The 16,076-nt window shown below is 51.7% G+C and carries 14 protein-coding genes, 1 tRNA gene and 1 riboswitch; of the genes, 9 read left to right on the top strand and 6 right to left on the bottom strand.

What is annotated here, in order from left to right; genetic code table 11:
- Positions 1–159: 159 nt before the first annotated feature.
- From J5224_RS07565 to J5224_RS07555, 3 genes are read left to right on the top strand one after another with little or no spacing between them, the layout of a single operon-like run.
- Positions 160–711 (top strand): NAD(P)H nitroreductase, encoded by a 552-nt coding sequence (locus tag J5224_RS07565; protein ID WP_264624835.1) that lies wholly within the window; start codon positions 160–162, stop codon positions 709–711.
- A 2-nt stretch (positions 712–713) separates the two neighbouring features.
- On the top strand, positions 714–2,642 hold the full coding sequence (locus tag J5224_RS07560; RefSeq protein ID WP_264624776.1) for a DNA topoisomerase III: 1,929 nt from the start codon (positions 714–716) through the stop codon (positions 2,640–2,642).
- Positions 2,639–2,956, top strand: coding sequence for a YnjH family protein (locus J5224_RS07555; protein ID WP_264624775.1), 318 nt, complete (start codon positions 2,639–2,641; stop codon positions 2,954–2,956). The genes J5224_RS07560 and J5224_RS07555 overlap by 4 nt, the downstream gene beginning before the upstream one ends.
- Before the next feature lie 44 nt (positions 2,957–3,000).
- Here the strand turns inward: J5224_RS07555 and xthA are convergent, their stop codons facing one another.
- Positions 3,001–3,810, bottom strand: a complete 810-nt coding sequence (gene xthA / locus J5224_RS07550; RefSeq protein ID WP_264624774.1) for an exodeoxyribonuclease III — start codon at positions 3,808–3,810, stop codon at positions 3,001–3,003.
- A 141-nt stretch (positions 3,811–3,951) separates the two neighbouring features.
- Positions 3,952–4,044: riboswitch (glycine riboswitch) on the top strand.
- Positions 4,045–4,177: 133 nt separating this feature from the next.
- On the opposite strand from xthA, the gene J5224_RS07545 reads away from it, so the two are divergent.
- Both J5224_RS07545 and J5224_RS07540 read left to right on the top strand, forming a co-directional pair.
- Entirely contained in the window at positions 4,178–4,804 is a 627-nt protein-coding gene (locus J5224_RS07545; protein ID WP_264624773.1) for a trimeric intracellular cation channel family protein, read from the top strand.
- 112 nt (positions 4,805–4,916) lie between these two features.
- Positions 4,917–6,116, top strand: a complete 1,200-nt coding sequence (locus J5224_RS07540; protein WP_264624772.1) for an MFS transporter — start codon at positions 4,917–4,919, stop codon at positions 6,114–6,116.
- Positions 6,117–6,196: 80 nt separating this feature from the next.
- Here J5224_RS07540 and J5224_RS07535 read toward each other — a convergent pair.
- The 3 genes from J5224_RS07535 to J5224_RS07525 all read right to left on the bottom strand — a co-directional run bounded on the left by J5224_RS07535 (position 6,197) and on the right by J5224_RS07525 (position 7,895).
- Positions 6,197–6,281: transfer RNA gene (locus J5224_RS07535), tRNA-Tyr, on the bottom strand.
- A gap of 156 nt (positions 6,282–6,437) precedes the next feature.
- Entirely contained in the window at positions 6,438–7,286 is an 849-nt protein-coding gene (purU, locus tag J5224_RS07530) for a formyltetrahydrofolate deformylase (RefSeq protein WP_264624834.1), read from the bottom strand.
- 138 nt (positions 7,287–7,424) lie between these two features.
- Positions 7,425–7,895: a YchJ family protein gene (locus J5224_RS07525; protein WP_264624771.1), complete on the bottom strand. Its 471-nt coding sequence runs from the start codon at positions 7,893–7,895 to the stop codon at positions 7,425–7,427.
- A 151-nt stretch (positions 7,896–8,046) separates the two neighbouring features.
- Here J5224_RS07525 and rssA point away from each other — a divergent pair, with 151 nt between their 5' ends.
- From rssA to galU, 3 genes are all read left to right on the top strand, one after another.
- Complete coding sequence (gene rssA, locus J5224_RS07520; RefSeq protein WP_264624770.1) at positions 8,047–8,961, top strand: patatin-like phospholipase RssA; 915 nt, start codon at positions 8,047–8,049, stop codon at positions 8,959–8,961.
- A 110-nt stretch (positions 8,962–9,071) separates the two neighbouring features.
- A complete protein-coding gene (rssB, locus tag J5224_RS07515) occupies positions 9,072–10,088 on the top strand; it encodes a two-component system response regulator RssB (RefSeq protein ID WP_264624769.1) in 1,017 nt (338 codons plus the stop codon).
- 237 nt (positions 10,089–10,325) lie between these two features.
- Positions 10,326–11,240 (top strand): UTP--glucose-1-phosphate uridylyltransferase GalU, encoded by a 915-nt coding sequence (gene galU / locus J5224_RS07510; RefSeq protein WP_264624833.1) that lies wholly within the window; start codon positions 10,326–10,328, stop codon positions 11,238–11,240.
- Positions 11,241–11,355: 115 nt separating this feature from the next.
- On the opposite strand, the gene hns is transcribed toward galU, so the two are convergent.
- A complete protein-coding gene (gene hns, locus J5224_RS07505; RefSeq protein WP_222160708.1) occupies positions 11,356–11,763 on the bottom strand; it encodes a histone-like nucleoid-structuring protein H-NS in 408 nt (135 codons plus the stop codon).
- A gap of 613 nt (positions 11,764–12,376) precedes the next feature.
- Between hns and J5224_RS07500 the strand changes: the two genes are divergently transcribed.
- Positions 12,377–12,985 carry a thymidine kinase gene (locus J5224_RS07500; protein WP_264624768.1) on the top strand — a complete coding sequence of 203 codons (609 nt, stop codon included), beginning with the start codon at positions 12,377–12,379 and terminating at the stop codon, positions 12,983–12,985.
- A 104-nt stretch (positions 12,986–13,089) separates the two neighbouring features.
- Here J5224_RS07500 and adhE read toward each other — a convergent pair whose 3' ends face one another.
- The gene (gene adhE / locus J5224_RS07495) at positions 13,090–15,756 is read right to left on the bottom strand and encodes a bifunctional acetaldehyde-CoA/alcohol dehydrogenase (protein WP_264624767.1); all 2,667 of its coding nucleotides are present in this window, start codon (positions 15,754–15,756) and stop codon (positions 13,090–13,092) included.
- Positions 15,757–16,076 lie beyond the last annotated feature (320 nt).

The following is a 16,076-nucleotide window of genomic DNA, read 5'->3' as shown; positions in this document are numbered from 1 at the left end:
CATTCAGAATCTCCCCGCATTATTACCGGTATCCGCTATGATAGGATTGCCACAAAACCGTTACTGACGCACCGCGACTTGTGATACCGTGGCGCGCATGACAGGCGATGGCAACGCTTGGCGCTATTTTTCATGCAGGCCGTTAACAGGAGAGAAATGATGGATGCACTGGACTTGTTACTCAATCGCCGTTCTGCCTCGCGTTTGGCTGCTCCGGCACCGCAAGGTGACGTGTTAGCCAACATTATTCACGCCGGTATGCGCGCGCCCGATCATGGCACCCTGCAACCGTGGCGTTTCGTGATTGCACAGGATGACGGACTTAACCGCCTGAGTGAGGTTTTACACGCTGCGGCCCAGCAAGAAGGGCTGGATGCTGCCGCACAGGACAAAGCCCGTCAGGCACCGTTTCGCGCCCCAATGGTTATCACGGTGATTGCACACTGTGAAGAGCATCCCAAGGTGCCCAAATGGGAGCAGGTGGTCTCCGCGGGCTGTGCGGTGCAAGCGATGCAAATGGCAGCACTGGCGCAGGGCTTCAACGGTATCTGGCGCAGCGGTCTGTGGACTGAACACGAGCATGTGCGTGAAGCCTTCGGTTGCCGTGAACAAGATGAAATTGTCGGGTTTCTTTATTTGGGAACACCGCAACTGAAAGCGTCCACCACGGTTGTGCCGTTGGACACGGAAAAATTTGTCCGTTATTTCTGATAATGCGCCTGTTTATTGCTGAAAAACCCAGCCTCGCCAGAGCGATAGCCGATGTCTTGCCCAAACCGCATCGGCGAGGCGACGGCTACATCGCCTGCGGTTCACAGGATGTCGTCACCTGGTGTGTCGGGCATTTGCTTGAGCAGGCTCAGCCCGATGCCTATGATGCCCGCTATGCGCGCTGGTCGTTGGCCGATCTGCCGATTATCCCCGAAAAGTGGCTGTTGATGCCGCGCCCATCGGTGAGCAAACAGCTGAATGCCATTAAGAAATTGCTGGGGGAGGCGACGGAGGTGATCCACGCCGGTGACCCGGATCGCGAAGGACAACTGCTGGTAGATGAAGTGTTGGAGTATCTGGCGCTGGCGCCGGAAAAACGTCAGCAGGTGCGCCGCTGCCTGATTAACGATCTCAACCCGCAAGCGGTGACGCGTGCGGTCGAGCGACTGCGCGATAACCGCGACTTTGTGCCACTGTGTGTATCCGCACTGGCGCGTTCACGGGCTGACTGGCTCTACGGCATCAACATGACCCGCGCCTACACGTTATTGGGGCGCAATGCGGGTTATGACGGCGTGCTTTCCGTCGGACGGGTGCAAACGCCGGTGCTGGGGCTAGTCGTGCGCCGCGATGAAGAGATCGAAAATTTCGTCGCCAAAGATTACTTTGAGGTCAAAGCACATATTGTCACGCCTGCCGATGAACGCTTTGTGGCGCTCTGGCAACCGAGTGACTCCTGCGAGCCGTATCAGGATGAAGAAGGGCGTTTGCTACACCGTTCTTTGGCTGAGCATGTGGTCAAGCGTATTGCTGGGCAGCCTGCTATTGTCACGGATTACAGCGACAAGCGTGAATCTGAAACAGCACCGCTGCCTTATTCTCTCTCTGCATTGCAGATCGAAGCCGCGAAACGCTTTGGCCTGAGCGCACAGATGGTGCTGGATACCTGCCAGCGCTTGTACGAAACCCATAAGCTGATTACCTATCCGCGTTCGGACTGCCGCTACCTGCCTGAAGAGCATTTTGCCGGGCGCCATGCGGTTATCAATGCGATCACAGTGCATGCCTCCGGGTTATTACCGCAACCGGTCGTCGATCTTGAGCGACGTAATCGCTGTTGGGATGACAGTAAAGTCGATGCGCACCATGCCATTATCCCCACTGCGCGCAGCGCCAACGTATCGTTGAGCGAGAACGAGCGACAGGTCTACGGGCTGATTGCCCGGCAGTATCTGATGCAGTTTTGCCCTGATGCGGTGTTTCGCAAATGCGTTATTACCCTCGATATCGCGGGGGGGAAATTTATCGCCAAAGCCCGTTTCCTTGCCGATGCGGGCTGGCGCGCGCTGCTTGGTGCCAAGGAGCGCGACGACGAAAACGATGGTTTGCCTCTGCCTGTTGTCGCCAAAGAAGATGTACTGCTGTGTGAAAAAGGTGAAGTGGTGGAGCGGCAAACCCAGCCTCCACGTCCTTTTACCGATGCCACATTGCTCTCGGCGATGACCGGTATTGCCCGTTTTGTACAAGACAAAACGTTGAAGAAGATATTGCGTGAAACCGATGGCCTCGGCACGGAAGCCACGCGTGCAGGCATTATTGAGCTACTCTTTAAACGAAGCTTTCTGTTTAAAAAAGGGCGTTACATTCATGCCAGCGAAGCGGGGCGAGCGCTGATTCATGCTTTACCGCCTAGTGCCGCATTGCCGGATATGACTGCCAACTGGGAAGCCACCTTGACGTTGATCAGTGAAAAACAGCGCCGTTACCAGGATTTTATGCAACCGCTCACCCAAACGTTGAGTGGATTGATCGAGCAAGCACGACAAAACCGGTCCGCGTCGGCGTTTCGCGGGTTGCAAGCACCACAAAAAACGCAGAAGAAAACACGTAAACCCACGGCGAAAAAGGCCGCGAAGGAGCAGAATGGATGAAATCATCACAGGTGATGTTGTTTGTCGGCGCGCTGGTCTCTCTGCCCGTGTGGGCGCAATCCACCGCGGTGACCACGCCCTCGCGCGGGAATACGGATATTGTGGTTGGCGTACCGCCCAGTGTGGTTTGGGGCGATAATAACGGTTCGACCCGACGAGAACAGCAAAATAACTGTATGCGGTGCTGCGTGTTCGAAAACCGTAATTACACTGAAGGCGCTGTGGTGAGAACAGAAGGTGTGCTGTTGCAGTGTACGCGAGACAGGCAAACGCTGGGAACGAATAATCTGATCTGGCAGGTGCTTAAACAGTAACGGTTCCAGCGATGGCAGCCGCGAGCGGCTGCCTGTGCGGGGTGTTACAGCCCGTAGAACGTGGCCCAAATCGGCGCGTGGTCTGAGGGTTTTTCCATGCCGCGTATGTCATAATCGATATCGCTCGCCGTGCAGTGCGCCGCTAATCCCTGACTGGCAAGGATCACATCGATTCGCAGGCCGCGGTTGTCGTCAAAACCGGCAGAGCGGTAATCAAACCAGGAATAGCGATCGGTGCTGTCTGGTGCCAACGCTCGGAACGTGTCGACCAATCCCCATCCCAGCAAACGCGCCATCCATTCACGCTCTTCGGGTAAAAATGAGCACTTACCGGTGCGCAGCCAGCGTTTGCGGTTTTCTTCGCCGATGCCAATGTCCAGATCCGTTGGGCTGATATTGATATCGCCCATGACAATCAACGGTTGCTCTGGGGTGTGGTGCTGCGTCAGATAGGTCTGCAAGTCGGCATAAAAGCGCGTTTTGGCAGGGAATTTCACCGGATGGTCGCGGCTCTCTCCCTGCGGGAAATAGCCATTGATCACGGTCAGTGTGCCTGCGGGCGTGGCGAAATCCGCCATGATGATGCGTCGCTGCGCATCGGGTTCGTCGGTGGGAAAGCCGTAGCGTACGGCAATCGGTGTTTCTTTACACAATAACGCAACGCCGTAATGGCCCTTTTGCCCGTAATAATAGACCTGATAGCCGAGCTTGCGTATCTCTTCAAAGGGAAACATATCATCGTGCACTTTGGTTTCCTGCAAGCCAATGATATCCGGCTGATGCTGGGCGATGATGGCGGCCAGTTGGTGAGGGCGGGCTCGCAGCCCATTGATATTAAAAGAAACAACTTTCATCGTCATTGCCATGTCAGGAAATTGTGACGCTGATGGTATCAGAAAAAAAGGGCAAAGGTCACGCCAGAGGCACGCGGTGGATGATATCGCGTTCTGTTGAACGAACGGAAGGTTGAAGTAGCGATAGTAAGCCCTTATACTTCGCAGCTCGCAGGAGAGAGGACCGCGCTACGCGCGACCCGCCGAAGGCGCAAACTCCCATAATCGCTCAGGCCACCTTACTGCACTTTGTTGATACGCCGACTGGAGAGCGGTGTGCGCGTTATTTATCAACGTAGCCACCCACCGAAGGGGCAAGCGGCGTAAGCTGCATAAACTCTCAGGTAAAACGGACAGGGGGAGAGGCACATTTCACAGGAAAATTTGTGTGCTTACTTACATCTATCTGATCGCAATTACCGCAGAAGGCATGTCTGGCGCATTGGCCGCTGGGCGCAGGAACATGGACATTTTCGGTGTGGCGATGATCGCCTTCATTACCGCTCTGGGCGGCGGCACCGTTCGTGATATCCTGCTTGGCAACTATCCCATCGGCTGGACGCAACACCCCGGCTATATCTATCTGACGATTGGTGCAGGGCTGTTCACTATCGTGATTGCCCGCATCATGCACCACCTGCATCGACTGTTCCTGATACTGGATGCCATGGGGCTTATTGCCTTTACCATTATTGGCTGCAATGTGGCGCAGAAGCTGAATTACTCCTTCACTGTGGTCATTATGGCGGGGATTGTCACCGGGATCTTCGGCGGCATTTTGCGCGACATCTTTTGTAACCGCACGCCGATGGTACTCAGAAAAGAGCTCTATGCCAGCGTATCACTGCTTGTGGCGCTGCTTTATCTCGGGCTGAAAGCGTTACAGGTAAACCACGATATTAATCTGCTGGTGTCGTTTACGCTGGGGTTGTCGCTGCGTCTGGCGGCGATCCGCTGGTCATGGCAGTTGCCGGTGTTTTCCTACTCGCCAGGTAGTTGGAAAGGAAAAACCTGAGAGATGTGGTGAGCCGCACCGTAATCGGCAATAAAACGGTGTAACGTTGCTTCTTCATAACAAATAACAATTGTGGCAGACGGATCTGATCGTTTTCAGCTATCTGGATATTATGAAGAATAATTTTAACGTTTTTGTCGCGAGTTCTGCGTTTTCACTGCTGGGAATCGAGATTTACCACATCACGTTACCTTTGCTGGCGTTGAGCCTGAACCTCGACCCGGTTCAGATTAGCTGGTGTGTGTTTGCCTTTTATTGTCCAGTGATTTTTATCAAAATAATATCATCACCGTTCATAGAAAAATCAAATAAGATCAATGTGCTGAAAGGTAGTGAGTGCGGGCGCATTCTCTGTTTGGCGCTCTTTATCCTGCTGCTTATCGTGTTTCGCGATGCCAGTTTCCTGTGGATTATGGCGGTTTCACTCGCTTACGGTGTATTTACTGTGTTTACCGAAGTGGCTGAGCCCGTTGTCATCAAGGGGCTGATTCAGGGGCATGCCTCCACATCAGCCTTGTCAACCTACGAGATCAGAACCCGAGCGGTTCAGCTTGTTGCGCCTGCATTGTGTGGGTATCTGATATCGGTGAATGTTTTCTTTCCCTATTCCGTCAACCTGATCTTTTCGCTGATAGCCGTGTGCTTGCTCTTCCTGATCCGTATCGATGTTCCACAAACCGCAAGCCCCACGCACTCCTCGATGGGCGCTGATATTCAGCAGGCATTTGGCTGGTTGCGGGACAATACACTGTTTAGCGTCATCGTCGCGCTAACCGCGGTTAACAATTTTTTGCATCCCATTCTCTATCTGACCGTGATATGGAGCCTGAAAGCACAAAATACCGCTTTTGAAATAACCGGCCTGGTGCTTTCTGGTCTGGGGGCGGGCGGTCTTATCGGCAGCTTTATTTCACGCAAAGCGATTAATATGTTGTCGCTCAGGCAGTTGGTTCTCGTTATAAATGTGGCCCGCGTGCTGGTTTTCTTTGGCTTTCTCGTTTTCACCGATCCTGTATCGATCTTCGTGCTGTTTGTTCTTAAAGCCATACTGGGGGGAATATGGAATGTCAGTTACAACGTGTTCACCCTTCAGGAGATGCCGCTCAAACTGGCGGCAAGGATTTCTGCGGTGAGCGGGACGTTGGTGAAAATCAGCGCCGGTGTTGGTAGCCTGGTGGCCGGCTATTCTCTGGGATTCATGGGGGCAGAGTTGACGCTGGTTATACTGGCCGTGCTGACGTTGTTCATGCTGTCTGGCTCTTTTGTCTGTAAAAAAGAGTACGGCAAATACCATGAGCAAAAAGCGTTATAAGGATAACAGGGAGAATTCAGGTGTCAGTTGGGAAGTAACATGAACTGTGGAAACAATATGATGAAATAGCTGCTGCGAGATGGTGGTGGGGGAAGGATTCGAACCTTCGAAGTCTGTGACGGCAGATTTACAGTCTGCTCCCTTTGGCCGCTCGGGAACCCCACCATGGCCTAACTGATTGTGCGCTTTCTTGGTAAGCGGGGCGCATCATATCAAATGCGACGCCCCTGTAAAGCCTGAACGCATAAAAACGCGTTTGTTTGCCGTTTTTTCACACGCCTTGCGGAATTTCCACTCAACGTTGAGTGGAAAAACAGCGGCTTAAAGAATAATGGTACGATTGCCGTAAACGAAAACCCGTTGTGCCAGCACGCGGTAAAGGGCACGGCTAAGAACGTTCTTCTCGACGTCGCGGCCAGCACGCATCATGTCATCTGCGGTATACGTGTGATCCACGTTGATAACATCCTGCATGATGATCGGGCCTTCATCCAGGTTATCGTTCACGTAGTGGGCGGTCGCACCGATGATCTTCACGCCGCGCTCATAAGCCTGATGGTAGGGACGTGCACCGATAAACGCAGGCAGGAACGAGTGGTGGATGTTGATCACCTGGTTCGGATAGTGCTGCACAAACGCAGGCGTCAATACGCGCATGTATTTGGCCAATACCACATAATCCGGTTTGTATGCATCAATCTGTTCAATCATCAACTGGTCGTGCGCTTCGCGTGAAAGTCCTTCATGGCTCACCAGATGGAACGGGATATCAAAACGCTCAACCAGCGTCTGCAACGTATCGTGGTTGCCAATCACGGCGGCAATTTCAACATCCAGACCACCGTAGGCACTCTTCATCAGCAAGTCGCCGAGACAATGCGCTTCTTTGGTGACCAGAACCACGATACGACGACGGCCCGCGTCACTCAGTTCACGCACGGAACCTGCCGGTAGCGCGCTGTCCAAATCAGCCAGCAGCGTAGTATCGTTGAAGATCCCTTCCAATTCGGTACGCATGAAAAAGCGCCCGGTGCGGTGATCGACAAACTCATTGTTCTGCACAATGTTCAATTCGTGCTTGTAGCAGATGTTGGTAATTTTTGCGATAAGCCCCTTTGCATCGGGGCAAATGGTACGCAGCACTTTTCGTTGTATGGCCTGAGATTGCATCGTTTGGGATTGCATGGAAATAAAAACCCTGTCCAAAATCGTCTGTCATTATCCCCGAAAGCTGCCATATTCGTGCGATTTATCGCCACGATAAGGGGAACCTGCCACCGGGTTACGTTTTTGCCTTACACTACGCGCCTATCCACGCCCGCAGCACTGTTTGTATTTTTTGTCCGAACCGCACGGACAGCGATCGTTTCTGCCGGTTTGCAGATGTACGCCGTCTACATAGTACCAGCGATCGAGGCGGCGAAGGAAGCGTGAGCGCTCGCGCATCAGCGATGTGCGCTCTGGCTGTGAGGTGTCGGTATAGCGCGCGGCGAATTCGACATAGCCTTCATCCTCATCGCGTCCTTGGCGGGTAGCCAGCACGTTCAATCGTTGCCACTGCGTATCCTGCGCGCTTTCGGTGATTGAAGCACGCCATTTTTCAGGTTGAAGCGCAGGATCCCAGGTAGCGATAAGATAATCAACGTCATGGGCTACGTAAGCACAATAGCGTGAACGCATTAGTGCTTCTGGGGTTGGTGCAATGTCAGTGCGTTGCAGATAGGGAAGGCAGCATGCGGTATACTGCTTACCACTCCCGCAGGGACAGCTTTGCGGCACGGTAACTCCTGGATGTATGACTAACAGTAAAATAAATTAAAAAATATCGATATTTACGTGAAAATAACTCAACGGCGTGGCGATATGTTACCTAACAATCTCGGTGAGTGGCAATGTGCGCTAAAATGAATAGCGAGATGAGAAGGATATCATGAAGCAAAGAAAGATTGGCTTGGCGCTGGGATCGGGTGCTGCGAAAGGATGGGCACACATTGGTGTCATTCAGGCACTGACTGAAATGGGTATTGTGGTCGATGTGGTAGCAGGCTGTTCGGTGGGTGCTTTGGTGGGGGCGGCTTATGCCACCAATCGCTTGAATGCCATGGCGCGCTGGGTGAGTGGGTTTCATCATTGGGATGTCATTCGCTTGATGGATCTCTCCTGGCAACGCGGCGGGTTATTGCGCGGCGATCGGGTATTTAACCAGGTGCGACACATATTGCGTACCCAGCAGATCGACGAGTGTGCTATCAAGTTCGGGGCAGTGACCACTAATCTGACAACGGCGCGAGAACTGTGGCTTACCGAGGGCGATCTGCACCATGCGATCCGCGCCTCATGCAGTATGCCGGGGTTGCTCGCGCCCGTGCGACACAATGCCTATTGGCTGGTTGATGGTGCCGTGGTGAACCCGGTCCCGGTTTCTCTGGCGCGCGCGCTGGGCGCTGACGTGGTGATTGCCGTGGATTTGCAACATAACGCGACGCTGGGGCATGACGACATGCTGTCGGTGACCGCTATGGCTGAGGAAACACAGGCGGAATCGACGTCGCTCAACTGGCAATACAAGCTCCGGCAGCGCTTGTCCATGGGATTGCAGCGTCAGCGGGCCAATCGCGCACCTTCAGCGATGGATATCATGACGGCCTCCATCCAAGTGCTGGAAAACCGTTTAAAAATGCATCGTATGGCTGGCGACCCGCCTGATGTGGTGGTGCAGCCCTATTGTCCACAAATTGCCACGCTGGATTTTCACCGTGCGCAAGAGGCGATCGCCGCAGGGCGGCTGGCCGTGGAGAAAAAGCAGGATGAACTGCAACTGTTGGTAAACCGAGATGCAGGCTAGTGCAGGTTGCGGCATCAGACCCGTATTTAAAGGGTAAAAGTGTGGAGTGGCAGAGGTTAAGGCCGAACAACGCGAGGGAATATGCATGAAGTTGACGTATGAGGTCATCAATGGGTCAGCCATTAACAGATAAGCACATTTTGATTGTTGAAGATGAGGCGGTATTTCGTTCCGTGATCGCTGGCTATCTGACATCGCTGGGTGCGTCTGTGCGTGAAGCTGTCAATGGGGTGGATGCATTAGCCGTAATGCAAGGCTATCACCCTGATTTGATCGTGTGCGATTTGGAAATGCCGCAGATGGGAGGCATTGAGTTCGTTGAAACGCTCAGGTTGCAAGATAATCGCACGCCTATTCTGGTGGTGTCTGCCACCAGTCAGATGGGGGATGTTGCCAAAGTGCTGCGCTTGGGCGTTCAGGACGTGATGCTCAAACCTATCCGTGATTATGCGCGCTTGCGCGAAGCCGTGATGACCTGTATGTATCCCGATATGTTTACTTCTCAACTGAGTGAAGTTGAGCAGTTGATGGAGGATATGGATTCACTCAACCAATCGCCCGATGCGGTCAATAAACTGCTGGCGCAACTACAGCCGCCGGTGCAACAAAAAATGGCGGGTTGCAGCGTGCGTTACCGCCAATTGACGTCATTGGAGCAACCAGGTTTGGTGCTGGATATTGCCGCATTGTCTGATGATGATTTGGCGTTCTATTGCCTTGATGTGACGCAAGCCGTGAACAATAACGGTACGCTGGCAGCCCTGCTGCTGCGTACGCTGTTTAACGGGCTGTTACAAGAGCATCTGGCTAATCAGCAACATCGTCTACCAGAATTGCCCGTCTTGTTGCGACAGGTCAACCAACTGCTACGTCAGGCCAATCTTAATGGACGCTTCCCGCTGTTAGTGGGCTACTATCACCGAGGACTGCAACGACTTATCCTTATTTCAGCGGGTTTGCATGCCATGCTGAACGCAGGCGAGGAGCAGTTGGTGTTAAACAATGGTATTCCGCTCGGCACCCTCGATGGCGCCTATCTTAACCAATTAAACTATGAGTGCGCCGCTTTTGAATGTCAGGTATGGGGGCGCGGCGGACGCTTACGACTGATGTTATCCGCAGATTGAACGCTTACGCAGTGTGATGAGGCCTACGGAATAGTCTGATAGGCGTTCATCATGCAATTTGTTGCATACTCTTCGCTTTCGAAATTAATTTTTATTTCCTACTATATAAAGCGTTGTTTTATTTTTATCATAGCCATCGCGTTTACCGGGTGTCGTCTCTGGCCGAGCAGGCTGGTGTATCCCGAATTAAACCCGGCAAAAAAAGTTCATTATTTGAACGGTATATCAGAGGTTGTTATGTCAACGGTGAATAAAAAAGTTAAAAAAGCGGTCATCCCCGTCGCAGGGCTAGGGACTCGGATGCTGCCGGCAACAAAAGCGATTCCAAAAGAAATGTTGCCGCTGGTTGATAAGCCGCTCATTCAATACGTCGTCAATGAGTGTATCGCCGCAGGCTTGAACGAAATTATTTTAGTTACACACTCATCCAAGAATTCCATTGAAAACCACTTCGATACCAGTTTTGAGCTGGAAGCGATGCTGGAGAAGCGCGTTAAGCGTCAATTGTTGGAAGAAGTTCAGTCTATTTGCCCGAAACATGTCACCATCATGCAAGTGCGTCAGGGGCTGGCAAAAGGATTGGGGCACGCCGTGATGTGCGCACATCCTTTAGTGGGAGATGAACCCGTCGCCGTTATTTTGCCCGACGTTATCATTGATGAATTTGAATCCAATTTGAAGAAAGACAACCTGAGTGAAATGCTGGCGCGTTTTTCTGAAACGGGTCACAGCCAAATTATGGTTGAACCGGTTGAAGACGTCAGTAGCTATGGCGTTGTTGATTGTAAAGGGCAGGCATTACAGCCTGGCGACAGTGCACCGATGGTGGGTGTAGTAGAAAAGCCCAAGGCGTCAGAGGCTCCTTCCAATTTGGCTATTGTCGGTCGCTATGTGCTGTCGGCTGATATTTGGTCTCTGCTGGAAAAAACACCGCCAGGAGCGGGTAATGAAATCCAGTTAACCGATGCCATTGCCATGTTGATGGAAAAAGAAACTGTGGAAGCTTACCACCTTAAAGGGGTAAGTCATGACTGCGGAAACAAATTGGGTTACATGCGTGCATTTGTAGAATACGGCCTGCGTCACAATACGCTGGGCAATGATTTTGCCACATGGCTTAATGAAACCGTTAATGAAAATGATGTGAAGTAATCTAATTCGATGGCGCTTTGCTTTGTGGTTCGCGGGGCGTCACGAAAATTGGATATAAAAAAACCCCGGTTAACGGGGTTTTTTCTTAAATAAGTACAACGATTCCGATTGGGAATTACAGCAGGAAGTCGTCGAGAGATTTACCTTGCTCTTCAATGGCTTTCTTAATCACGGCAGGCGTACGGCCTTGGCCAGTCCAGGTTCTTGCTTCGCCGTTTTCATCGGTATATTGATATTTCGCCGGGCGCGCAGCACGTTTGCTTTTGCCCGGAGTTTTGGCAGCGCCCAAAGACTGCAACAGTTCGTTCGGGTCGATGCCATCAGCAATCAACATATCGCGATATTGCTGTAATTTACGGGTACGTTCTTCGATTTCTGCTTGCGCCTGATTATCTTCGTCACGACGCTCATTGACAACGACTTCCAGTTTTTCCAGCATTTCTTCCAAAGTATCCAGGCTGCATTCTCTCGCCTGGGCGCGCAGAGTACGGATGTTGTTTAGAACCTTTAGTGCTTCGCTCATTGTGATAATCTCAAATAATATTATTGGTGGCGTATGTAGGGTGATAATAGATGGCTATTTTATTTTCTGCAATAGTCAAATTTGTAAGATTGTTAAAAAATGGCGTTTTTAAAACCGATATCACGTTGCCGCGCAGGTAAATAAAACCGCGTTGTTAACAAATGAAATACGTGTTACTTGAGTATTACTCCGCACACTGCGTTAAAACGATCAGCGGTGATGCTGCCAGTGCGCTATATAAGCATTTTTTATACCCGGAAACGTTTACCTGTTGTCCGCGTTGATAAACACCAATCAAGTTACCCGTTCCCTTACTCAAAAGAGGGCGATTGTACGTTGTTCTGGCCGATATCATACAATGCTAATTATTTACGCTAAATATCGCTTATGCTGTTAATGTTTTCCCCAGTATAGGAATTCTCGCAATTGTTGATTGCCTTATATATGCCGATTACCGGCGCCATTGTGGCGGTAATGGCGTCGTTATCCCGACGTTTTGTCTCTCTTGACCCTCAGGACAGCACCGGCAAGCAGGCACGCCGGTTATTTCAAAATATGATACAATGCGCCGCCGCGCGTTGCGCGGGTTAAGCGCTCTTTTGGGGTTATAAACATGGCTCAACTTTATTTTTATTACTCGGCAATGAACGCGGGAAAGTCTACCGCATTATTACAGTCCTCTTATAACTATCAGGAACGGGGGATGAGGACGCTGATTCTAACGGCTGAAATAGACCACCGTGATGGTATCGGGCGAGTCAGCTCGCGTATTGGACTTTCCGCCCCAGCGTTGGTGTTTAATTTACAAACTGATTTGTTTACCTTGTTGCTTAATGTGCAACGTGAGCAGCCTGTGCACTGTATATTAATCGATGAGTGTCAGTTTCTAACCCGCGAGCAGGTGAATCAACTATCGGACATTGTCGACGAATTGGATATTCCGGTGCTGTGCTACGGACTACGTACTGATTTTCAGGGCGAATTATTCTCCGGTAGCCAGTATTTGCTCGCCTGGGCGGATAAGCTGATCGAGTTGAAAACGGTCTGTCATTGCGGGCGCAAAGCGAATCGGGTGCTGCGGCTTGACGCGCAGGGCAATCCGCTGCGTGAGGGGGAGCAGGTGGTGATCGGCGGTAATGAGCGCTATGTATCAGTCTGCCGCAAACACTACAAAAACGCACTGGGATTAACCCACGCGTCACTATCGACAGAGAGACAATAGGCGGCATAGCGGGTAACAAATAGCCAGATAAAAAACCCCAGCGATGTACGCTTCGCTGGGGGCAAGAAACCCTCACCTTAACGGCAAGGGCGTGTTATCGCTTCTCAGTTAGCCTTTTTACCTTTTTTCTCGGTTTTGGCCGGGGCCTTCTCTTCTTCAACAACTTCCGTATACGGACGACCGTAGTAAGTGTCCAGCATGATCTGCTTCAGCTCAGCGATCAACGGGTAGCGCGGGTTGGCACCAGTACACTGATCGTCAAAGGCATCTTCAGACAGCTTGTCCACTTTCGCCAGGAAATCGGCTTCCTGCACGCCTGCTTCGCGAATCGAGGTTGGGATGCCCAGTTCAGTTTTAATTTCATCTAACCAAGTCAGCAGCTTCTCAATCTTCGCTGCGGTGCGATCGCCGGGTGCGCTCAGCCCCAGATGATCCGCCACTTCGGCATAACGACGACGCGCTTGTGGGCGATCGTATTGGCTGAATGCGGTTTGCTTGGTCGGGTTGTCGTTCGCGTTATAACGAATGACGTTCGCAATCAACAGAGCATTGGCCAACCCGTGCGGAATATGGAACTCAGAGCCCAGCTTGTGCGCCATGGAGTGGCAAACCCCCAGGAAGGCGTTGGCAAAGGCGATACCGGCGATGGTGGCGGCGTTGTGAACGCGTTCACGCGCTACCGGGTTTTTCGCGCCGTCGCGGTAGCTGGCTGGCAGGTTCTCTTTAAGCAGTTTCAATGCCTGTAGCGCTTGTCCGTCGGAATATTCGTTGGCAAGCACCGATACGTAGGCTTCCAGTGAGTGGGTAACCGCATCCAGGCCGCCAAAGGCGCACAGGGATTTTGGCATGTTCATCACCAGATTCGCATCCACGATCGCCATGTCCGGGGTGAGCGCATAGTCAGCCAGCGGGTATTTTTGCCCTGTGGCATCATCCGTTACTACGGCGAACGGCGTGACTTCAGAACCGGTGCCGGAGGTGGTGGTGACGGCAATCATCTTCGCTTTCACCCCCATTTTCGGGAATTTGTAGATACGCTTGCGGATATCCATAAAGCGCAGGGCCAACTCTTCAAAATGGGTATCCGGGTGCTCATACATGACCCACATGATTTTGGCTGCGTCCATCGGCGAGCCGCCACCCAGTGCGATGATCACATCAGGTTTGAACGCTTGCATCTGTTCCGCGCCTTTACGCACGATGCTCAACGTAGGATCGGCTTCTACTTCAAAGAAAACATCGGTTTCCAGACCGTGTTGTTTCAGCACCGAGGAGATTTGATCCACGTAGCCGTTATTAAACAGGAAACGGTCAGTGACGATAAAGGCGCGTTTGTGGCCATCCTCAGCCACTTCTTCCAGTGCGATGGGTAAGGAACCACGACGGAAATAGATGGATTTAGGAAGTTTGTGCCACAACATATTTTCAGCTCGCTTGGCTACCGTTTTCTTGTTAATCAAGTGTTTGGGTCCGACGTTTTCTGAAATAGAGTTACCGCCCCAAGAGCCGCAGCCCAGGGTCAGTGACGGTGCCAGCTTAAAGTTGTACAGATCGCCGATACCGCCTTGAGAGGCTGGCGTATTGATTAAAATACGCGCGGTTTTCATCATCGCCCCGAAGTGGTTGACGCGCGCTAACTGATTATCCTGATCGGTATACAAACACGAGGTATGGCCGATACCGCCCATGGCGACCAATTTTTCGGCTTTGACGACGGCGTCGTCAAAATCTTTGGCGCGATACATGGCAAGCGTGGGTGACAGTTTCTCGTGGGCAAAGGGTTCTGACTCATCCACGTTAACCACTTCACCAATCAGGACTTTAGTGCCTGCGGGCACGGTAAAACCGGCCATTTCCGCAATTTTGGGCGCGGCCTGACCGACAATCGCCGCATTGAGCGAGCCATTTTTCAAAATAATCGATTGAATAGCTTCGAGTTCTTTACCTTGCAGCAAATAGCCGCCATGGGTTGAAAAACGTTCCCGCACTGCGTCGTAAACGCTGTCTACCACAATCACCGACTGTTCAGAGGCGCAGATAACACCGTTATCGAACGTTTTCGACATCAGAATCGAGGCAACGGCGCGTTTGATATCTGCTGTCTCATCGATCACTACCGGTGTATTGCCAGCACCCACGCCGATGGCCGGTTTGCCGGAACTGTAGGCGGCTTTTACCATGCCCGGACCGCCGGTAGCGAGGATCATATTGATGTCAGGGTGGTGCATTAACTGGTTGGACAATTCTACGGAAGGCTCATCAATCCAGCCAATAATGTCTTTTGGCGCGCCAGCAGCAATGGCGGCCTGAAGCACGATGTCTGCGGCTTTATTAGTGGCATTTTTGGCACGCGGGTGTGGCGAGAAGATAATGCCATTACGGGTTTTCAAACTGATAAGCGCTTTGAAAATGGCGGTGGAGGTTGGGTTAGTGGTCGGGACAATCCCACACAACAATCCGATCGGTTCGGCGATGGTGATAGTACCGAAGGTGTCATCCTCTGACAAAATACCGCAGGTTTTGTCATCCTTATAGGCGTTGTAGATATATTCTGAAGCGAAGTGGTTTTTAATCACTTTATCTTCCACTATACCCATACCCGATTCCGCTACCGCCATTTTAGCCAGCGGAATGCGGGCGTCAGCGGCGGCGAGGGCGGCGGCACGAAAGATGTGATCGACTTGCTCTTGAGTAAAATTGGCGAAGACCTGCTGTGCCTTCTTAACGCGTTCAACCAATGCGTTCAGTTCAGCAACGTTTGTTACGGCCATAATGCTCTCCTGATAATGTTAAACTCTTTCAGGCAATGATCTGACAAACCATTTGTAGCCAAATCATTATTGCAAAACACTAAGTATAGATAACGGCATCGCATTCGTGGCTGAACGCATGGTTAACCTACTCATTGCCTGAAAGGGCTGTGGCCAGCGGTGGCGTAATCTCCTCTCTTCTCCGTGGGTGATGGTGGTTCATTCCACATCTTCTGTTTAACACTGTGAAGGCAGCATACCCATTAGTGGGTGCCTTTTGTGTGATCTTCATCCCGATTCAAAAATGCTGACTCCATTCAGCAAGCAAAATGGTTAATTTA

This window comes from Candidatus Symbiopectobacterium sp. NZEC135 (assembly GCF_025962695.1).
This window is presented reverse-complemented; position numbering and strand designations above follow the sequence as displayed.

Excerpts from the sequence above, each read along its gene's own strand:
- J5224_RS07565 (WP_264624835.1), top strand. The coding sequence starts at position 160 with ATGGATGCACTGGACTTGTTACTCAATCGCCGTTCTGCCTCGCGTTTG.
- J5224_RS07560 (WP_264624776.1), top strand. The coding sequence starts at position 714 with ATGCGCCTGTTTATTGCTGAAAAACCCAGCCTCGCCAGAGCGATAGCC.
- J5224_RS07555 (WP_264624775.1), top strand. The coding sequence starts at position 2,639 with ATGAAATCATCACAGGTGATGTTGTTTGTCGGCGCGCTGGTCTCTCTG.
- xthA (WP_264624774.1), bottom strand. The coding sequence starts at position 3,810 with ATGAAAGTTGTTTCTTTTAATATCAATGGGCTGCGAGCCCGCCCTCAC.
- J5224_RS07540 (WP_264624772.1), top strand. The coding sequence starts at position 4,917 with ATGAAGAATAATTTTAACGTTTTTGTCGCGAGTTCTGCGTTTTCACTG.
- purU (WP_264624834.1), bottom strand. The coding sequence starts at position 7,286 with ATGCAATCTCAGGCCATACAACGAAAAGTGCTGCGTACCATTTGCCCC.
- rssA (WP_264624770.1), top strand. The coding sequence starts at position 8,047 with ATGAAGCAAAGAAAGATTGGCTTGGCGCTGGGATCGGGTGCTGCGAAA.
- rssB (WP_264624769.1), top strand. The coding sequence starts at position 9,072 with ATGGGTCAGCCATTAACAGATAAGCACATTTTGATTGTTGAAGATGAG.
- galU (WP_264624833.1), top strand. The coding sequence starts at position 10,326 with ATGTCAACGGTGAATAAAAAAGTTAAAAAAGCGGTCATCCCCGTCGCA.
- hns (WP_222160708.1), bottom strand. The coding sequence starts at position 11,763 with ATGAGCGAAGCACTAAAGGTTCTAAACAACATCCGTACTCTGCGCGCC.
- J5224_RS07500 (WP_264624768.1), top strand. The coding sequence starts at position 12,377 with ATGGCTCAACTTTATTTTTATTACTCGGCAATGAACGCGGGAAAGTCT.
- adhE (WP_264624767.1), bottom strand. The coding sequence starts at position 15,756 with ATGGCCGTAACAAACGTTGCTGAACTGAACGCATTGGTTGAACGCGTT.